This window comes from Peribacillus sp. P4_B1 (assembly GCF_056402395.1).
This window is the reverse complement of sequence record NZ_JBFUHM010000015.1, coordinates 1-16,638: the sequence shown is the minus strand read 5'-3', so window position 1 is coordinate 16,638 and position 16,638 is coordinate 1. Positions and strand designations below refer to the sequence as shown.

The window sequence follows — 16,638 nt, the reverse complement described above, 5'->3', positions numbered from 1 at the left end:
ATAAAGCCCAGTTTCTAGAAATTGGGCTCCCTTTACTTAAAAATCGTTATTAGCGCTCCCATAATGCGTGGCACTGTTTAAAAATCTAATAAGTTTATTATGGATGTTCGGTATACTCAAGAAGATGTACCTGTATTATCAGAATTGAACCGCACAGCATTAATTTCGGGTGGTAATTAAAGAAAACCTTCAATCAATTGTAATAGGAAAGTACATTTTGAGCTCGTAACGTAAAGTCAAATTTACTCTCCATATCTTGCCTCTCTCGTAACTCGTCTAAGAATGCTACTCGACATTTGATAGCATTGGATAAAATTTCAGCAGTTTTACTAGCACGAAGAAAGGTACTTGACCATATATGAATTCTGGTGGAACTAAAACTGAGGTATTTGTTACAAATTGAAATCCTGCATTAGGGCTTTTTAAGTACCTTGTTGCAGGTGAGAATTTACTGCATCGGGAACAGCTCCTAAAACATTTGAAATCCTAGAGGATTTTATAGAGGGTTTAGAAGGTTTTTACTATCCTTCTAAATCTAATGTAAGTCTTTGGGTAGAAATACAAACTTCAAACAAGCAAAACGATATCAACTTAATTAAGCACGCTTTAAATTTAATGGAAATATTAAAGATAATTTATACAATTGGAGAAAAAACACTAGATATGGATTTGCTGAACTGTCCAAGGAGGGCTTACTTAGTAATAACACTACGGATGACTTGGATAAACTTATCAAAGGTCTTTGTAGTGTTTATGCGGTTTGCTATGGACCAATCACCGTTTTGGAAAAAGGATTTACGTAAGGCGGTGCTAAGTTCTAACTGGACTCCGGCACCTGAAGAGCATCTATTCACGATATTGGTTGGTTCGATTCCTTGATATCCTGTCGTGGAGTTGGCGATAACGGTGTTAAAACCTGCTCTTGTAAATTTTTTTTTAAAAATATCACGCCATTCTGTATCTAAACCGCCTAATAGAATGGTTTGGTTATCTGGGTCATAGTATCCGTGAAGGGAGATTGCTCGCGCTTTAGATGTAATCAGTTGCACGGCTTGAGGCTCATCGAAGTTGGCACTGGTAATATGAAGGGTGTCATTGTTGCTAGATTTTAAACCTTCGAACAGGTATAGATTAGCAATGTCTTTTGCGGACGCAATTACCGCTTCTGATGTGCCAACCTCAATACCTCCACCATGTGGTGTAAATACCGTAATATCACTAGTCGGATGTTCTTGTACAGTAATAGAATAGTCTATACCGTATGTTTCATTAGCTTGTAGCTCTGCAAAATTTGCGTATAAATCTGCCATTAAAAAAACCTCCTTGTAATTATATGATATTCGCCAAAGATAGGAAGGTTCTTAATAGTAGGACCATAATTCTATTAAAATAACGTTGAATGTAATTGCTAGATTACTAAATCAACGCGATGTGTAAAGAAACTCAACATTTATTTTCAAATGAAAAAGACACCCTCTCAAGAAGGTGTCCATCCCCATATTATTGAACTGACTGAATTGACGATCCATATTTGCTGCAGCCTTCGTAAAATCGACAGCTTCTTGTAGATGACCCTCACACTAAGAGACAAACTAAGAACTTAGCGATCTTACTAAAATAGTCCAACGATGGTATATGTAATACTTTACGCCGTTTGAGTCCTGGTACAGAAGTAGACGTTTTTTTATCTGGAGGCACAGTTCTTGAAGATGTTATCTTCCTTGCCTTTGACAAAAATACTTGTTGTGCCCGATTCAGGGACGAAGAGGGAGAACCCGGTACTATCCTTATAGTTGACTGGCGGGACATCCAAGCCCTTCGCATCGAGTAATGATATTAGGGGGATCCTTCATTTTTGAAGGATCTTCTTTTATTAAGGCTGTTTTCACATACTTTGTTGCTATTTACCAGGTAGTGAGTTGTGGTTGATTTCCCCTCCGGATGCTCGCTTTCCTTGGTGCGGACGGTGAGCCTCCTCGGCGTAAACGCCTGTGGGCTCTCACCTGTCCTGCTGCTCCCGCAGGAGTCTCGCACTTCCGCTCCAATCAACCTTAAATAGTTTCGTTTTAAAAACAACAATCTTTACGAAAAGAGCCTTTATTAATGACACTGTATTGAACTAACCAATTTAAGTTAAGTCACAGCATAGAACAAAAACTTGATAGAATAATTGAGCTACTTGAAAATGATTAAAGAGAATAATTTCTTTTATGATTTCCAATTCATTTGTTCCCACACTTTGTTTATGCGACACAAAAGACATGTTCCCCATAAAGACAGTTCCAATCTTAAGCTACGCCCCCGTTAGCTTAAGAAGAAAAAACACCTTAGTTGGCATTTTTCGGCACAGTAAATTTGCTGGTTTATGAACTTTCAATGGAGATTTTCTTCATTAATCGTTTTAATTTATCTTCTGTAGCTGTTCCATCTACTGGTGTATAGATACTGCACCTTAAGTCCATGTCCCCCTGGACTTTAAGAGAAGTTAAATTAAACAACATCTTTCCGGCTTTAGCATGTCTAAATTCAATCATCATTTCTGGAGCTTTACTCACTTGACTTTCTTGCCATAAAGACTGAAATTCCGGGTGAGAATTACTCATTTCCTTAATAAATAGGTTATACCATTCATCACCTAAGTAGTGACCATAATAGGCACGGAAAATGGAAAGAAACCCCTTAACAAAATGCTCCCAATTCACAGCTAATGCTTTTAATTCTTTTCTTGTAAATACTAGATGGATCAAATTTCGTTGATCATCCGGGAGTTGTTCAAAATCTAAAAAAACATGTGCAGCAGCATTGTTCCAGCCTACAATATGACAATGTCGATCTGTAATGATAGTAGGACAGTACATCAGCTCAGCTAAAATTCTTTCCAAAGAAGGACTAAGTTTTGGCTGATCCTTCTTTCGATCAATAATGGGTGATTTCACTTCTAAAGCTAAATCATATAGATACTCTCGTTCATCATTATTTAATTGAAGAGCTGTAGATATGCAATCCAATACGCTTGTAGAGACCTTTATATCCCGACCTTGCTCCAGCCACGTATACCAAGTAGTACTAACTCCAGCCAAATGTGCAACTTCTTCTCTTCGTAAGCCAGGTGTTCTTCTCCGTGTACCAGCAGGTATACCGATAGATTCAGGCTTTATTTGGGATCGCTTCGTTTTTAAAAATGAAGACAAAGCTTCAAGTCTGTTTTTATCATCCATTTCTAAAACCTCCATCATAACATTTAACTTAGTAGTTATTATACCAGGATAAACACTCACTTGTAATAGGATAATCCCGAAGTATAATACAAATATACTATTCATTTGGAGTGATGAAAAATGGAAAGAGTCGTTATTACCGGAATGGGAGTAGTCTCTCCTATTGGAAACAACGTAGATAAATTTTGGAGAAATCTGACTGAAGGGAAATCGGGCATTTCCTCTATTGATACATTTGACGTAAGCAATCATAAAGCAAAAATTGCAGGAATTATTCGTGATTTTAATGCAGATGATATTTTAGGAAAAAATGAAGCCCGACGTCTAGATCGCTTTTCTCAATTTGCTTTGGCTGCTGCTGAACAAGCCTGGACTGATTCTAATTTAGATATTGATGATATCAATCTTGAAAGACTTGGCGTATATGTTGGTTCCGGGATAGGAGGAATTGAAACATTGATTGATAATGTGGATACTCTTCGAGAAAAAGGTCCAAGACGAGTTAGTCCAACCCTGGTACCTGCCATGATTTCAAATGCTGCCGCAGCCCAAATTAGTATCAAGTGGAACGCAATGGGACCTACTATGTCACCTGTTTCTGCTTGTGCGATCGGAAATACAGCTATTGGTGAGGCATTCAGACTTATTCGCTTTGGAGAAGCAGATGCCGTTTTTGCAGGAGGAGCAGAGGCAGCTATAACAGATTTATCTTTAGCTAGTTTTGGAAATGCTACAGCATTATCAACGAGAAACGATAATCCAGCTAAAGCTAGCCGTCCTTTTGATGTAAATCGAGATGGGTTTGTCATGTCAGAAGGAGCAGGAATTTTAATCTTGGAATCTTTGTCTCACGCTTTACAAAGAGATGCAAAAATTTATGCAGAAGTCATTGGGTATGGTGCGAGTTCTGATGCCTATCATATGGTAGCTACACACCCAGAAGGTAAAGGAGCCTATCTTGCAATGAAAATGGCTTTGAAAAATGCAAAAGTTTCTCCTGAAGAGATTGATGTTATTAGCGCTCATGCAACAAGTACAGAAGTGGGAGATCGATCTGAAACACTGGCCATTAAAAAACTATTTGAATCAAAAGCTTATCAAATCCCAATAACAGCTAATAAATCCATGCTTGGTCACATGTTAGGAGCAGCAGGAGGCGTGGAAGCAATTGCCTTGGCAAAAAGTTTAAAGGAAGGAATTATTCCTCCAACCATCAACTTAGAAAAGCCTGATTCATTATGTGATTTGGATTATGTACCAGGTGTTGCTCGTAAAGTGGAAATAAGTATTGGTCTATCCAATTCATTCGGTTTTGGAGGTCATAATGCAGCTATCGTTTTAAAAAAATACGAGTGAATTAAATTTCGCTCGTATTTTTTTCATTAAAATTAAAGATCCTCAAGAGAACCTTTAGTTAGTAATGGGTCTTATAAACTTTGTGCCCCTATTCCTATTTTCTTTAATAAATAAATTAATTGTTCTTTCTCTTCGTTAGTAATGAATGAAACATTTTCTGAGATTGTTGCAACGTGTTTTGGGAAAATCTTGTCAAAAAGTGCTTTTCCTTCTTCCGTTATGACGACATTAGAAGCCCTTCTATCATTAGGGTTTGGTTGTCTTTCTACAAACCTTTTCTTTTCTAACTTATCTACGACATAGGTGATACTTCCACTTGGAATAGAGAACGTCTCACTGATCTTTTGGACAGGATGCGGACCTTTATTGTAAAGCAATTCAAGAATCATAAAATTTTCCCTACTAATATTATGACTTTCAATATCTTTCAGTACGTTTTCAGAAACAGCTTGGGAAGCTTTCAGCCAAACACGTAACAACCTCAAATCCAACTGACTTTGTTCATCTCCTTGATACATTCACCGAACCTCCTATTACAATAATTTTTAAAATTCAATTTAGGTTATCTTGGTTTTCTGTATAAAGGATAATCAACTTCAGTTGGAATTTCTATTAGCAGCATCCGAAGTTCTTCACCTTTAGGCTGAATGGTAAAGCTTTCAACTTTCTCTGATTGAATAATGATGAAATCCTTATTATCAAATGAAACCTCCAATTCATCAATAACACCGCCATTACCTCTAATAGCTAAACCAGCTAGTGTCCGATTAGGTGAAAGAGCATAATTATAGGTTGCACCATTTCCAAGTTCAACATCGTACATTTTGGCATCTGTCACGAGATTGATTGGTGAATGTTCACCTAATATCGTCTTAGTCATTACACCGTTTTCCGAAGTGATTGGGAAATCTTCATGCACGTATTTTGAGTAAGTGGGTGTTCGCTTTATGGCTTGGCTTAAGTGCGGCTCGAACCAAATTTGAAACCCTTCTGACGGCTCAAGAAGAGATTCGGCATGTTGCACACCTGAGCCGGTTTGCATCACCTGAACACCACCAGCACCTACTTCGCTAATCGTACCAAGCGTATCTTGGTGACGACCTCTCCCCATAATGTTGTAGCTTAATATCTCAAAACCTTGATGAGGATGAAAACCAATACCACCTTCACCCTCAGATTTTGCCCATGCCCAGTAAAATAATGGTCCTAGCCTATTTATTAGTGATCCTTCTCCAGAAAAGCCAATGGGTTTTTGTTCTATTATTTTACCGCCATCAAACTGCCCAAACGCCTGATCCTGTGGTTTAATAATTTTACTATCCATTCTAATTCCTCCTTTATGTTAATAATTAAAGCAATGAGCCAAAATTTATAAGTAATATAATTAATCCAAGAATTAATAAAACAATCGGCATCATCATTTTGCTTACAGAATCTTTAATTTTGATGTGTGTGAAAATTGCCCCAAGCATTGTCCCAACAATAAATAAACCACCCCACGCAGCTAACTTATCATTCCAAATACCTGAGATAACTAGTACTGCTCCAATAACTTCAACAAGACCTGTAAATATCCTAAAACCTCCTGGATACCCATAACGCCCAAATTCATCCACCATTTGCTTTGAACCGAACTTCATAAATCCAAACATTAGGAATCCTAATCCTAATATACTTTGAAGAATAATTGATAAAACAGTCATTTATTTCCTCTCCCTTTATCCTAATATTATTTATCCTAAACTTAGTACTTTTTTATCCTAACATTAGGATAAGTCTTGTGTCAACAAAAAAAACAACCCGATTTATGGTTATTGGGTTGTTTTTTAACTACTATTCAAATTGTTTCTTCTTCAACTATCCTGCCCCTTTAGCTCATAAGAAAAAGAGCTGCCAAAGCAACTCCTTTATTTAAGTGGGTTGATGTGGGATACACCAATCGAATCCTCGCTTGAATTAAAGTGTGACAATAATCGGACCATCTTTAGTAAGGATAATAGTATGTTCCAATTGAGCTACATAGCTTTTTTCTGTAGCATAKGTCCAACCGTCTTCTTTTTGGAGCACTTCTTCTTCAAAGGTTGAGATAAATGGTTCGAATGCGATAACCATCCCTTCCTTTAATATTTCATTATCCCATGGATCATAATAATTGCAAATATGGTCAGGTGCTTCGTGTATTCTACGTCCAACACCATGTCCTGTAAGGTTTTTGATAACAGTGAATCCATGYTGTCTCGCTGTTTCGAATACTGCTTTTCCGATTCTGCTTTTTTTRGAACCGGGTTTTGCTTTCTTAAGACCTGCTTCAAATGCCTTTTTAGCAACRTCGCATATTTTCGTTAATACTTCTTCTCCTTCYCCTACCACAAATGAGATTCCTGTATCTGCAAAATAACCGTTCTTTGAAGCAGATACATCTATATTTACTAAATCCCCTTCATGAATRACCCGATGACCCGGAATACCATGTGCCACTTCTTCATTAAGACTAATGCAGGTATAGCCWGGAAAATCATATACACCTTTTGGAGCTGACACTGCACCTGCTTTTTCTAAAAGTTCTCCGGCTATATCATCAAGYTCTTTGGTCGTTATGCCAGGAATTGTCCTTTGTACCAATTCATCTCTAATGGAGGCAATAATTTTGCCAATTTCCTTCAAACCATTAAAATCTTCTTCTGTTTTTGCAATCATTTTTATCCTACCTCATTATCTTTTWTCATTAATAAGCTATATAAGTATTAATTGTACCTTTATTTTCYCGAAAAATAAAAGCAATGTAAAATATTTGGTACAATCCCCCTCACCTGAATTATTCTTCGATCAAGGAATAGACTACAAAAGGATCTAGTACATATGACTATACTATTAATTGGATTTACCTTCCACTTTTCTTATAGAACTAATCTGCCCCGATAGTTGCATAAGGAAAAGCTGCCTTAAAAACAGCTCCGCTCTTAAGCTAACGCACCCGTTAGCCAGTATTGTGGAGGCAATTAACTTATTCTTGCTGAAAATGTTAAATATCGCAGAAGAGTGAGATTACTTTGGAGCAACAATTGTTTGATTAAAGTTATTCGTTAGCTCAAAGAAAGATCTGTGTAAACATCTCTCGATCCTCAACTAACGTCACCTTTTTGAAGAAAAAATGAATTACTCTTCTCTTGCCTATTTATAATGAAAAATATTTCAAGAATACCAATAAAAAGCATAATCAGTCATAACTGAAGAATCACCCAACTGATGTAACATAGCTGAAATATTCCCTCTATGATAGGTTCCATGATTCACAACATGTAAGACCATTTCAGATATACTTGTTTCTCTTAATCCTGCCCATGGATTATCCAACATTATTCTCTGTTCCATATCTTCCTGTCTGTTCAAAAAGGATTTAAACCGAGATGTTAAAGTGTGAAATTCCGTTTCTAAGTCTTCAATTGGCAGTTTCTCAATCTTTTCTTGAATTTGAAATGAAGATTGCATTGCTTCATTCATACTCTGACCCTCGAGGGTATTAAGCCATCCATATTCCACCAAATAGAGATGAGATAAAACCTTTGAAATAGAAGAAAAGACACTTTTCATTTCCTTTTGATATTTCTCAGGAGAAAGTGTCTTAAGATGATCAATAATCCGTTGATTTGCCCATACATGATAGTTATATAGATTTTCTACATGATTTGCCATACAATCGCCTCCTTATCATCACGTTTTTTTATATTCTTTATCAGAATGAATTATTCCTTTAAATATTATTACTTGTTAACACAAACTATGTATTAGTGATCGACTTTTTTCTTATCAAAATCTCTAAATAACCAACTAAAAAGGGAATGAAATGCTACGAAACAGAATGCGTATGCTAAATTCCCTAACCAATTTATCGTTTGCCCCCTGAAGTATTGCAGACCAGAGCTTGCAATATACATGAGTATGAAACCCACTACATAACTAATGAAGAATCTTTTCTTTGTTATTGCCATAAATACAAACCGCTCCTATTCTTTGGCAGGCAATCCAACTATCCTGCCCCGACAGTTGCATAAAGAAAAAGTTACCTTAAAGATCGCTCAATATTCAACGAATGCACCCGTTAGTTTATGAAGGAATATTTGTTTAAACCTGCCCTTAGTGAAAACCGCTTTTATTCCCCCTATAAAATAAAAATAGTGCCAATTTCTTTTTAATAGAAATCGGCACTTCGTTTATTCGCTATACGTTATCGTGTCGCTTTAGGCGGTTGGCACACGTCACATTTACGTTGTTTATTATTTTTAAATTTCGTAAATGTTTTTTCAAAGTTGCTACCACATGTACATTTAAATAGTAACTTTTGAGAAAAACCGTGATATTCCGTCGATAGCAACTTACTTTCCGAATTTTTCTCAACAAATTCTTTAATTTTACCAATCGTCCATTGTTTATTCATTCTCTTACACCTCCATATTTTATCGCTTTGCGGAGGCTTTTCTTGGCATCCGTTCAATTATAAGTAAAAGTAGTAATTATCCTAAGTTAACCATTATAACATGCTGGCACTCAATTAAACAGATGGAAGGTATCTTAATAAACTAAACTTCCCCTTTAGTTCCATAAAGTAAAAGCTGCCTTAAAGAGATCTTAAGCTAACATACCTTAGTTGTAGAAGGTTTTTGCCGAGAATGCACAGCGATGGACTTTACATGCCCCTACCTATAGGGGTTTTTTCAGGAGTACAGGTCAGGTATTTTCGGGATACAGCATTAAAATATCCTACATCAATAATTGCTTCTTCTCCTTTATCAGGGCATTGAATATGCGTCAGCTGAAGTGATTCATTGATGATGACCAAGTCTATTGCGTCAATTCTTTTTTGCAGCACAAACATTTTACAGGCAGTATTTCTTTCTCCATTAAAGAAGCCCCCTTTTTGATAAATAGGTATTCTTTATTTCTAGTTGCTAATCCTACCTGTTCACATAACCGTCAAAAATTCCTTTTTCCATTACATGTTTAGTTAGTGTCTATATAGATTGTTCAACAAGTCTTCCCTGATAGCTCCTTAAAGTAAAAGCTGCCTTAAGACAGCTCTGATCTTCAGTAAACCTCCATTAAAATTCGAGAAACTAACCTGAATTAGCATTCCGATTTTCACCACAAATTCTTTTTAATTGTATATCAACTGGGAATTTTCTGTACTTATTTCATTTTAACTTCCATACTTTATGTATGTAGTATATTCTTATCAATTACTTTAACTTCAGAACTCTGCTAATGAATAAGCAAGTTAATAATTGTACTTGAAAATGGAGTGATACGATGAATAAGACGTATGATGTCATCATTACCGGTGCTAGATGTGCCGGCTCTACCTTGGCAATTTACCTTGCTAAGCAAGGTTTCCATGTGTTGTTGGTGGACCGATCGACTTTTCCAAGGGACACATTATCAACCCATACATTTTTCAATAATACTGTCGCTCTTCTTCGAGAAATAGGTGTACTGGACAAGTTATTGGAAACAAAAGCACCACCGGTACGGGATATTAAATTTCAATTTGAGGATACCGTGATAGAAGGTCTCATCCCTGAGGTTTCTGGAGAGGACAGTTGTTATTGCATTAGAAGAACTTATCTCGATCATATCCTACTGGAACAAGCCAAATCTCAAATGAATGTAACCGTTTTAGAAGGGTTCCGTGTGACGGATGTCATCCGTGATGACGAAACAGTAATAGGCGTGAAAGGTTTAGACGGTAACAACGAGAAACAAGAATTTTCAGCTCGCCTTGTAGTCGGGGCAGACGGCCGATCCTCTATTATTCGCAAGCTGGTAAACAGTGAACTCAAAATAAGCATTCCGGCAACAGTCGGCATTTATTTCGGGTATTTCTCTGGATTTCGCCACGATAATGTCCCTAAATTTGAAGTATACAAAAGAAAAGAAAACACAGCCATTCTCTTTCCGACGAATGATGACTTATATGTTATTACCGGCATTTTCCCATTAGAAAATAAGGAATTGATAGAACGGTTGAAATTAAATCCGGAAAGCTGTCTACGGAATCTCTTAACAGATAACTTTCCGAATACAACAATTGGGGCGCGCTTGAAAAATGCCGAACTAGTAGAACCGGTCAAAGGCATCCTCGGATATGACAATTACTGGTATGAAGGAATGGGAAAAGGATGGGCGTTGGTTGGAGATGCAGTTTGTTTTAAAGATCCTGGCATGGCGCAGGGTATCCATGATGCTATATGTGGAGCACGTATATTATCCACTATTCTATCAAAATATAAGGGACAATCCGATCAATCAAATCAAATGTCTGAAGAATATCAAAAGGCAATAGAAGATGAGTTTATGGTTCGGTTTCACATGGGATGCCAAATTTCGAAGAATGAACAAATATCTGAACAACAGGATGCTGTCAACAAACTAATCAGTTCCCATCCAGAGGCAATAGAAAAGTTTTTAGGGATTTACAATTACGCAAACGAGCCCGCTGTTTTAGAAAAAGAACTCGCACGAATTATGCAGTCGATCCGGCAATGATTTTTAGAAATTACGGGATTCAAGAGGATCGTTTGATCAATCTTTACTTTAAAGCTACAGTTGATTCTTTTTTCAGCAGATGCTTTAGGACAATTAGAGAAATAAAAAAGGGCATTTCCTAACGCCAGGAAATGCCTTTTTTGTTGAGATTTTGCTTTGTTTACAAAATACCGAAACTTTGGGCGGACACATCTTTACGTCTTTTTCGAGGACAAAAAACGACAAAACAAATAAAAAGTAATAAAAATAATATACGTCTAAAATAGCACTTAAAGTAAGTGTAAATTATCAATAGGCAAATCCGCATGAGCAACGGTTTTTCCCAAATAACAGATGATAAGATGCGGGGAATTCCTGATTGACTCGTTGAACTTCATATGCAAACTCCTTATCATCCTTTGGTACGGGCGAAAGTGCATCCGCTTTTTCTTGTGAATCAATATTAGCACCAGGTGGTACGAACCTGCCAGGTGGAATTCGAACGCCATTTGTTACTACTGCATTATAAGCAATAAATGAGCCTCTCCCTACAATTGCAGTATAAACAATCGAATTAAAACCAACAAATACTTCGTCTGCTATATAACATGGACCATGTATAAGGGCACCATGAGCAATGGTCACTTCATTTCCAATGAAGATAGAATACCTCTTTTTTCCAGATGTGATCCTTTTATTTAATAAACCATGTAAAATCACCCCGTCCTGGATATTTGTATTAGAACCTATATAAAAAGGGGTTCCTTCATCCGCACGTATGCTTACATTAGGAGCTACAAAAACATTGTTTCTAATTGTAACATCCCCTATGACACTGGAAAACTGACTTACAAAAGCTGTTTTATCAATTTCAGGAAAACGTTGAACAGGATTAAATGAAGTAACAGGGTTCGGGCTTATGAATGGTTCAAAACAGTGAGAATGGTTATTAGAGGCGTTTGATCCTTCTTTTTCTCCCAAGTTATCACCTCCTTCACAATCTAATGGCGTTTAATTAGTTTATGCAGGAAGATTGGGTAAGGAATGGGCTAATAATATCAGGTTATTATCCCTTTAATTGCATAAAGAAAAAGCTTCCTTAAAAACAGCTCTGATTTTCAGCTAACGCACACGTTTGTAAAAGACAAAAAGGCATTAGCCCTTATTCAATAAAGAATTCTTTAGCAAAAATATCAATGCTTTAGTCTTTCTTTTTCCAAGACATTAAATCAAAAAAAGCCAATCCAAATGATACACCCAAAGGAATACCTAAATCCCAAACCTCCATTTCCGAACGTTTAAAAAAATAAGAAAGAAGGTAGTTCAAAGCACTTAAAGAAATAAACCAAGTAATAAACGTAAAAAGCCTTTTTCTTATTTGAATCCAATTTAACTTTCTTGTATTCGCAATAACTAAAAAGATGGAGAACACACCATATAGAAGAAGATAAATTAAATATCCTATGATAAATTTAAAAGAAAGCGAAGTATCAATATCCTTATATATTATAAATATCGTAAGTATGGTTCCTGCCAAAAGTACAATAGACGAAATTATGTTTAATGAAATATATTTCTTCATCTTTTACCCCCTTACCTTCAAAGTCTTGATTTCTTTTGATTATCTCAAAATATCAGAACTTATATATTGGTAACTCATTCCTTGTTGAACTATCCAGCCCCAATAGTTGCATAAAAAAAGCTGCCTTAAAGACAGCTCTGCTCTCCAGCTAACGCACCTGTTAGTTCTATAAGTTCTTAAAGTCCACCATCTAAACCGTCAATTTTTACGCCTCTGCTCCACTCACGATCGATTTTTAATTCATTATTGGTAGTGGATAGGGTTAGTTCTCCTTTTTTCTCATACATTTTAGATGAGTTCTCGTCATAAACTTTAAATGTCGTGGTATATAAGTAATCGATTGTGCCATCATCATTTTTGCTTTGTTCTTCAAGTTTCACATCTTGTACTTCAATCCTTTTATTAATTTGTTTGGATACCAATTCTGGTATTTGAAATTTACGGTTAGCGATTTCAGCATTATATTGTTCTTCCGTTAAATATCCTTTGGCTTTTTCTGCGATTTCATCAGAAGTTGGGGGATTGGATGGATCTTTTATCGTATATAGTTCTGTACTATAACTATTAAATAACTTTTCTGCCTCTTCTATTTTGACCACATTTTCCTCTTTAACGGGTTTTCCTTCTTTTTCTTCACCGTTTTCTTTGACCACATCTTTGTTACAAGCAACTACACCAATAAACAATACAGACAAAAACAATAAACTAAGAATTTTCTTTATGATAGCCACCTCATTCCCTTCAAATGAACCTACACTCTACATATTCTATACAAATTATGAATTACCCTTGTTGAACTAATCTGCCCCGTTAGTTCAATAAAGCTAGTTTATCATTTGTGATTTTTCAATATTTGAACCTCTTCTTCTAGTTTATCGATTTTTTGTTGAAGTTTTTTCATAGGTTCTAAAATCCTTCGACCTAATATAACGAAGAAGCCGGTAATAGCAATAACTACCCCAGCAGAAGCTATAAACAATATCAAGACAATGTCAAACATAAAAACAACTCCTAATTTATTCTTGGTATATTCATATACGAAAATTGAATAACAAAAGTTTTGTTTTTCTTCACTATAAGAAAAAGAGCTACTGATCGGCTCCTGATAATGAAGTAAAGCACTGTTTGTTGAATTAGACCTTTTGTAGAGTTAACACAAGCTGTGACATAAAAAACAGTTAAAAGGTTTTAAAAATTGTATTTAAAACAATGAATAGAAAAATGATAATAGCAACTACGATTGCTTCAAGTGTGAATTTTTTATTCTGTTTTTTTTGCTGTAATTTCTCCCTATACTCCATTTGAATCTTTTTCTTTTTATCATCTAATTTCATATAGAAGTTAGACTCCTTAATGAAAATATTTAGGTTAATTCTACCATGTAGCCATATTCGTTCTTCAACTAACCTGCCCCTATAGTTGCATAAGAAAAGGAGCTGCTGATCAGCTCCTGGTAATGAAGTAAAGCACCCGTTAGTTCTATAAGGCTTGTAGAGTTGACACAACCTGTGAAATAAAAAAGGCTGCAAAAATGCAGCGTTAGTTGGATGTTCTTTCTTTTAAATACGATGTTAGTTTGTTCTCTATTGAAGTGACATTTGTGGTAAACAATATATACTCTTCTTTTGTAGTCTTAATTACGATTCTATCAGTAGTAGCATAAGGAGTACCTATTCTAATTGCACTTTTTTCTTCACCAGCATATGTTCCATCTCTAGTTATAGAGACAATTTCGGATATAGGTATTGTTACTGTAGATAGTTGCCATTTAATAATTATATTCTCATTTATTTTATCAATATTTATTCCCAACATGTAAATACCCCCTTTATGTATATCCTTATTTTAACATAAAGTTCAAATTGTTATAAAAAATATCATAAAAGTATATTTTTGGTTTTTAATAGTGAGTTTAGTGATTTGTACGAATACACTACGCTTATAGAACTAAACTGCCCCTTTAGTTCCATAAAAGAGGTGCTGATCAGCTCCTGATTGAAGTAAAGAACCTTTTTTTAGAACAAATACAGAAATTATTTATAACCTTTACTGTCTCTTTAACGTTCGTTCATCAATATGTATAGAAAAAGCAAGTACAAGTATTGCTAGTGTCACAACTATAAATAACCAAGTTAATTCTATATCTGTGTAATAATCAACCGTGAGTATAATAAAGTCTACAAAATTGAGAATTAATAATAAATTATTCTTTTTATTAGGTATCTTTTTTTCAAAAAACAATCCCATTACATATTTCAACTTATTTGACACTAAATTTCCCCCATAAACTACTAACTGAATTTAATAAACTATACCATAAAGCAAACGGGTCTTCTTCAACTAAACTGCCCCGTTAGTTCCGTAAGAAAAAGGCTGCCGCAGCAACCCCTGATATTTTAACCGTTTGTTCAAGAAATACTACCACATCGGCTCTCTCCTTGTTACTGAGTTTATATAGAAATGGCATCCAAACAAACACTAAAACATAAGAAACTAATTCTGAAACGGCATCTCTTCTCGCTTGGCACGCTAAGGTTTTTTGGCAGTTTAGTTTTTTCAGTAGCACTTCATAATTTTCAAATGATACTTAATATATAGATTAGGTCAATTATGTATCATACAAATGGAATAAAATATCTTAACGTATAAAAGGGTTAAAATGTTGTCTGGACCCCTTAATTAACATAAATTTTCACAGTCACTGAACTATCAGAATATCGAACATTTCCAATTCGAACATGTACTTCTGCTTTATTATTATCTCCATCAGCTACCGCCTCATTTGCAAAAGTTACACATCTATTAGGATTACTATTCACACTTACAGCACCTAACTTTTTTGAAGGTAGACCAAAACCATCATCCTCGTAAGCATCTATTCCATAAGTATTAGCAGAGTTATCAACTCCACTTACACATGCTGTAACAGCTCCACTAGGAGTATAAAAAGTTTTAGAAGGATCCCAAAGCAAAGGTTTGATTGATAAAGTATCAGATCCTATGTATGCTGCGCTTGCTTGGTTAGGAATTAACATGAGTGTGAAAATCCCCATAATAATAAAACTTGCTAACTTTTTCATTTAATTTTCCCCCTTAGTATTAGTGTGCTAAATTTAAAATTCGTTATTTAGTCCCCTAAATCCTTTGAAATAGAAAAAATTACCTATTTTTTCATTTGTATAAAATAGTACCTTTTTTACAGATAATACAAAATGGAGGTGTAAACGTGAAAAAAACAATTATAATTTCACTTTTATCAATTTTGTTGTGTATAACTTTATTTTCAGCTATTAYAAGCGCAAATAATACTCAATCAATAGAATTTCCACCATCAGCTAAAGTAAATAATCAAACATTTGGATACTTTATGCTTGATATTTACCACAATGAGATACTAAGCCATGTTCAAAGTTATTATAAGGATGAGAACATTGAAGGTTATGGATTGCCAGAAAACAAAGATTATGTCTTTATACGTTCAACAAGGAATCTAGATGAAGATATTAAAAACCAATTTGGTTATTTATTAAAAGTTACAGTGCTTCCTTCTTATGCTAATGGAACCATTGTTGGTAAAGACACACTATATCTTGCTGTTGAACCATCGGTGTTAAATGCAACCAACGTTCCTAAAGGTATAAATAAAATGAAGTTAATAAAGTACGAACATGAAGAGGTTAAAAAAAATTGACCTCTTAAGAGGTCATTTTTTTCTTGGATTGTCAACACTAAATCAAACAACTTTTTTAAGGGATAATTTTTTATATTCTAGAGGACTTAAGTAGCCAAGAGTTCCATGAATTCTTAGCTTATTAAACCAGTTCACATAGTCTCCAAATTCGAGCGTTAGCTGGGATAAGTTCGTAAACTTTTTTTGATTGGCGAACTCAGTCTTAATGATTTTAAAGGTCGCTTCCGCGACGGCGTTATCATATGGACAACCTTTCATACTAAGTGAACGGC

Annotated in this window: 24 protein-coding genes and 1 pseudogene; 5 read left to right on the top strand and 20 right to left on the bottom strand. The window is 35.3% G+C overall.

Annotated elements, in window-relative coordinates:
• Window positions 1-193 precede the first annotated feature (193 nt).
• Together AC1DVK_RS10780 and AC1DVK_RS10775 are read right to left on the bottom strand one after the other, a co-directional pair.
• Window positions 194-358, bottom strand: coding sequence for a histidine phosphatase family protein (locus tag AC1DVK_RS10780; RefSeq protein WP_410862039.1), 165 nt, complete (start codon window positions 356-358; stop codon window positions 194-196).
• Window positions 359-692: 334 nt separating this feature from the next.
• Window positions 693-1,310: a poly-gamma-glutamate hydrolase family protein gene (locus tag AC1DVK_RS10775; protein ID WP_410861996.1), complete on the bottom strand. Its 618-nt coding sequence runs from the start codon at window positions 1,308-1,310 to the stop codon at window positions 693-695.
• Window positions 1,311-1,633: 323 nt separating this feature from the next.
• Between AC1DVK_RS10775 and AC1DVK_RS10770 the strand changes: the two genes are divergently transcribed.
• A complete protein-coding gene (locus AC1DVK_RS10770) occupies window positions 1,634-1,831 on the top strand; it encodes a penicillin-binding protein (protein WP_477626500.1) in 198 nt (65 codons plus the stop codon).
• 5 nt (window positions 1,832-1,836) lie between these two features.
• Here the strand turns inward: AC1DVK_RS10770 and AC1DVK_RS10765 are convergent, their stop codons facing one another.
• Window positions 1,837-2,076, bottom strand: a complete 240-nt coding sequence (locus tag AC1DVK_RS10765) for a hypothetical protein (protein WP_477626459.1) — start codon at window positions 2,074-2,076, stop codon at window positions 1,837-1,839.
• Between the two features lie 57 nt (window positions 2,077-2,133).
• Here AC1DVK_RS10765 and AC1DVK_RS10760 point away from each other — a divergent pair.
• Window positions 2,134-2,193: pseudogene (locus AC1DVK_RS10760) on the top strand (DUF4083 family protein); the annotation flags it as partial.
• A gap of 170 nt (window positions 2,194-2,363) precedes the next feature.
• Here the strand turns inward: AC1DVK_RS10760 and AC1DVK_RS10755 are convergent.
• On the bottom strand, window positions 2,364-3,218 hold the full coding sequence (locus tag AC1DVK_RS10755; RefSeq protein WP_061464629.1) for a helix-turn-helix transcriptional regulator: 855 nt from the start codon (window positions 3,216-3,218) through the stop codon (window positions 2,364-2,366).
• Between the two features lie 120 nt (window positions 3,219-3,338).
• Here AC1DVK_RS10755 and fabF point away from each other — a divergent pair, with 120 nt between their 5' ends.
• A complete protein-coding gene (gene fabF, locus AC1DVK_RS10750) occupies window positions 3,339-4,574 on the top strand; it encodes a beta-ketoacyl-ACP synthase II (protein WP_284469830.1) in 1,236 nt (411 codons plus the stop codon).
• 71 nt (window positions 4,575-4,645) lie between these two features.
• On the opposite strand, the gene AC1DVK_RS10745 is transcribed toward fabF, so the two are convergent.
• The 7 genes from AC1DVK_RS10745 to AC1DVK_RS10715 form a co-directional block, all read right to left on the bottom strand.
• Window positions 4,646-5,092: a MarR family winged helix-turn-helix transcriptional regulator gene (locus AC1DVK_RS10745; protein ID WP_477626458.1), complete on the bottom strand. Its 447-nt coding sequence runs from the start codon at window positions 5,090-5,092 to the stop codon at window positions 4,646-4,648.
• Window positions 5,093-5,136: 44 nt separating this feature from the next.
• Complete coding sequence (locus tag AC1DVK_RS10740; RefSeq protein ID WP_477626457.1) at window positions 5,137-5,898, bottom strand: pirin family protein; 762 nt, start codon at window positions 5,896-5,898, stop codon at window positions 5,137-5,139.
• A gap of 25 nt (window positions 5,899-5,923) precedes the next feature.
• A complete protein-coding gene (locus tag AC1DVK_RS10735) occupies window positions 5,924-6,277 on the bottom strand; it encodes a DoxX family protein (protein ID WP_477626456.1) in 354 nt (117 codons plus the stop codon).
• A 253-nt stretch (window positions 6,278-6,530) separates the two neighbouring features.
• A complete protein-coding gene (gene map / locus AC1DVK_RS10730) occupies window positions 6,531-7,271 on the bottom strand; it encodes a type I methionyl aminopeptidase (protein ID WP_061465100.1) in 741 nt (246 codons plus the stop codon).
• A gap of 495 nt (window positions 7,272-7,766) precedes the next feature.
• Window positions 7,767-8,267, bottom strand: coding sequence for a DinB family protein (locus tag AC1DVK_RS10725; protein WP_061465102.1), 501 nt, complete (start codon window positions 8,265-8,267; stop codon window positions 7,767-7,769).
• 532 nt (window positions 8,268-8,799) lie between these two features.
• The gene (locus AC1DVK_RS10720; RefSeq protein ID WP_061465106.1) at window positions 8,800-9,009 is read right to left on the bottom strand and encodes a hypothetical protein; all 210 of its coding nucleotides are present in this window, start codon (window positions 9,007-9,009) and stop codon (window positions 8,800-8,802) included.
• Between the two features lie 249 nt (window positions 9,010-9,258).
• Window positions 9,259-9,447: a hypothetical protein gene (locus AC1DVK_RS10715; protein ID WP_477626455.1), complete on the bottom strand. Its 189-nt coding sequence runs from the start codon at window positions 9,445-9,447 to the stop codon at window positions 9,259-9,261.
• Window positions 9,448-9,878: 431 nt separating this feature from the next.
• On the opposite strand from AC1DVK_RS10715, the gene AC1DVK_RS10710 reads away from it, so the two are divergent.
• Window positions 9,879-11,114, top strand: coding sequence for an NAD(P)/FAD-dependent oxidoreductase (locus AC1DVK_RS10710; protein WP_477626454.1), 1,236 nt, complete (start codon window positions 9,879-9,881; stop codon window positions 11,112-11,114).
• A gap of 288 nt (window positions 11,115-11,402) precedes the next feature.
• On the opposite strand, the gene AC1DVK_RS10705 is transcribed toward AC1DVK_RS10710, so the two are convergent.
• The 8 genes from AC1DVK_RS10705 to AC1DVK_RS10670 form a co-directional block, all read right to left on the bottom strand.
• Window positions 11,403-12,074: an LbetaH domain-containing protein gene (locus AC1DVK_RS10705; protein WP_289319564.1), complete on the bottom strand. Its 672-nt coding sequence runs from the start codon at window positions 12,072-12,074 to the stop codon at window positions 11,403-11,405.
• 220 nt (window positions 12,075-12,294) lie between these two features.
• Entirely contained in the window at window positions 12,295-12,675 is a 381-nt protein-coding gene (locus AC1DVK_RS10700; protein ID WP_477626453.1) for a hypothetical protein, read from the bottom strand.
• Window positions 12,676-12,851: 176 nt separating this feature from the next.
• Window positions 12,852-13,406 carry a hypothetical protein gene (locus tag AC1DVK_RS10695; protein WP_477626452.1) on the bottom strand — a complete coding sequence of 185 codons (555 nt, stop codon included), beginning with the start codon at window positions 13,404-13,406 and terminating at the stop codon, window positions 12,852-12,854.
• Between the two features lie 101 nt (window positions 13,407-13,507).
• Entirely contained in the window at window positions 13,508-13,675 is a 168-nt protein-coding gene (locus AC1DVK_RS10690) for a hypothetical protein (protein ID WP_477626451.1), read from the bottom strand.
• A gap of 178 nt (window positions 13,676-13,853) precedes the next feature.
• A complete protein-coding gene (locus tag AC1DVK_RS10685) occupies window positions 13,854-14,009 on the bottom strand; it encodes a hypothetical protein (RefSeq protein ID WP_167556002.1) in 156 nt (51 codons plus the stop codon).
• A 205-nt stretch (window positions 14,010-14,214) separates the two neighbouring features.
• Entirely contained in the window at window positions 14,215-14,490 is a 276-nt protein-coding gene (locus AC1DVK_RS10680) for a SunI/YnzG family protein (protein ID WP_477626450.1), read from the bottom strand.
• A 231-nt stretch (window positions 14,491-14,721) separates the two neighbouring features.
• Window positions 14,722-14,946, bottom strand: a complete 225-nt coding sequence (locus tag AC1DVK_RS10675) for a hypothetical protein (protein ID WP_477626449.1) — start codon at window positions 14,944-14,946, stop codon at window positions 14,722-14,724.
• Between the two features lie 404 nt (window positions 14,947-15,350).
• Window positions 15,351-15,755 carry a hypothetical protein gene (locus AC1DVK_RS10670; RefSeq protein WP_477626448.1) on the bottom strand — a complete coding sequence of 135 codons (405 nt, stop codon included), beginning with the start codon at window positions 15,753-15,755 and terminating at the stop codon, window positions 15,351-15,353.
• Between the two features lie 146 nt (window positions 15,756-15,901).
• Between AC1DVK_RS10670 and AC1DVK_RS10665 the strand changes: the two genes are divergently transcribed.
• Window positions 15,902-16,366, top strand: coding sequence for a hypothetical protein (locus AC1DVK_RS10665; RefSeq protein ID WP_477626447.1), 465 nt, complete (start codon window positions 15,902-15,904; stop codon window positions 16,364-16,366).
• Between the two features lie 42 nt (window positions 16,367-16,408).
• On the opposite strand, the gene AC1DVK_RS10660 is transcribed toward AC1DVK_RS10665, so the two are convergent.
• Window positions 16,409-16,638: IS3 family transposase (locus AC1DVK_RS10660; protein ID WP_477626446.1), on the bottom strand; the 230-nt coding region annotated here is incomplete at its 5' end.

Coding starts and splice junctions, on each gene's coding strand:
- AC1DVK_RS10775 (WP_410861996.1), bottom strand. CDS start 1,310: ATGGCAGATTTATACGCAAATTTTGCAGAGCTACAAGCTAATGAAACA.
- AC1DVK_RS10755 (WP_061464629.1), bottom strand. CDS start 3,218: ATGGATGATAAAAACAGACTTGAAGCTTTGTCTTCATTTTTAAAAACG.
- fabF (WP_284469830.1), top strand. CDS start 3,339: ATGGAAAGAGTCGTTATTACCGGAATGGGAGTAGTCTCTCCTATTGGA.
- AC1DVK_RS10745 (WP_477626458.1), bottom strand. CDS start 5,092: ATGTATCAAGGAGATGAACAAAGTCAGTTGGATTTGAGGTTGTTACGT.
- AC1DVK_RS10740 (WP_477626457.1), bottom strand. CDS start 5,898: ATGGATAGTAAAATTATTAAACCACAGGATCAGGCGTTTGGGCAGTTT.
- AC1DVK_RS10735 (WP_477626456.1), bottom strand. CDS start 6,277: ATGACTGTTTTATCAATTATTCTTCAAAGTATATTAGGATTAGGATTC.
- AC1DVK_RS10725 (WP_061465102.1), bottom strand. CDS start 8,267: ATGGCAAATCATGTAGAAAATCTATATAACTATCATGTATGGGCAAAT.
- AC1DVK_RS10720 (WP_061465106.1), bottom strand. CDS start 9,009: ATGAATAAACAATGGACGATTGGTAAAATTAAAGAATTTGTTGAGAAA.
- AC1DVK_RS10715 (WP_477626455.1), bottom strand. CDS start 9,447: ATGTTTGTGCTGCAAAAAAGAATTGACGCAATAGACTTGGTCATCATC.
- AC1DVK_RS10710 (WP_477626454.1), top strand. CDS start 9,879: ATGAATAAGACGTATGATGTCATCATTACCGGTGCTAGATGTGCCGGC.
- AC1DVK_RS10700 (WP_477626453.1), bottom strand. CDS start 12,675: ATGAAGAAATATATTTCATTAAACATAATTTCGTCTATTGTACTTTTG.
- AC1DVK_RS10690 (WP_477626451.1), bottom strand. CDS start 13,675: ATGTTTGACATTGTCTTGATATTGTTTATAGCTTCTGCTGGGGTAGTT.
- AC1DVK_RS10685 (WP_167556002.1), bottom strand. CDS start 14,009: ATGAAATTAGATGATAAAAAGAAAAAGATTCAAATGGAGTATAGGGAG.
- AC1DVK_RS10680 (WP_477626450.1), bottom strand. CDS start 14,490: ATGTTGGGAATAAATATTGATAAAATAAATGAGAATATAATTATTAAA.
- AC1DVK_RS10670 (WP_477626448.1), bottom strand. CDS start 15,755: ATGAAAAAGTTAGCAAGTTTTATTATTATGGGGATTTTCACACTCATG.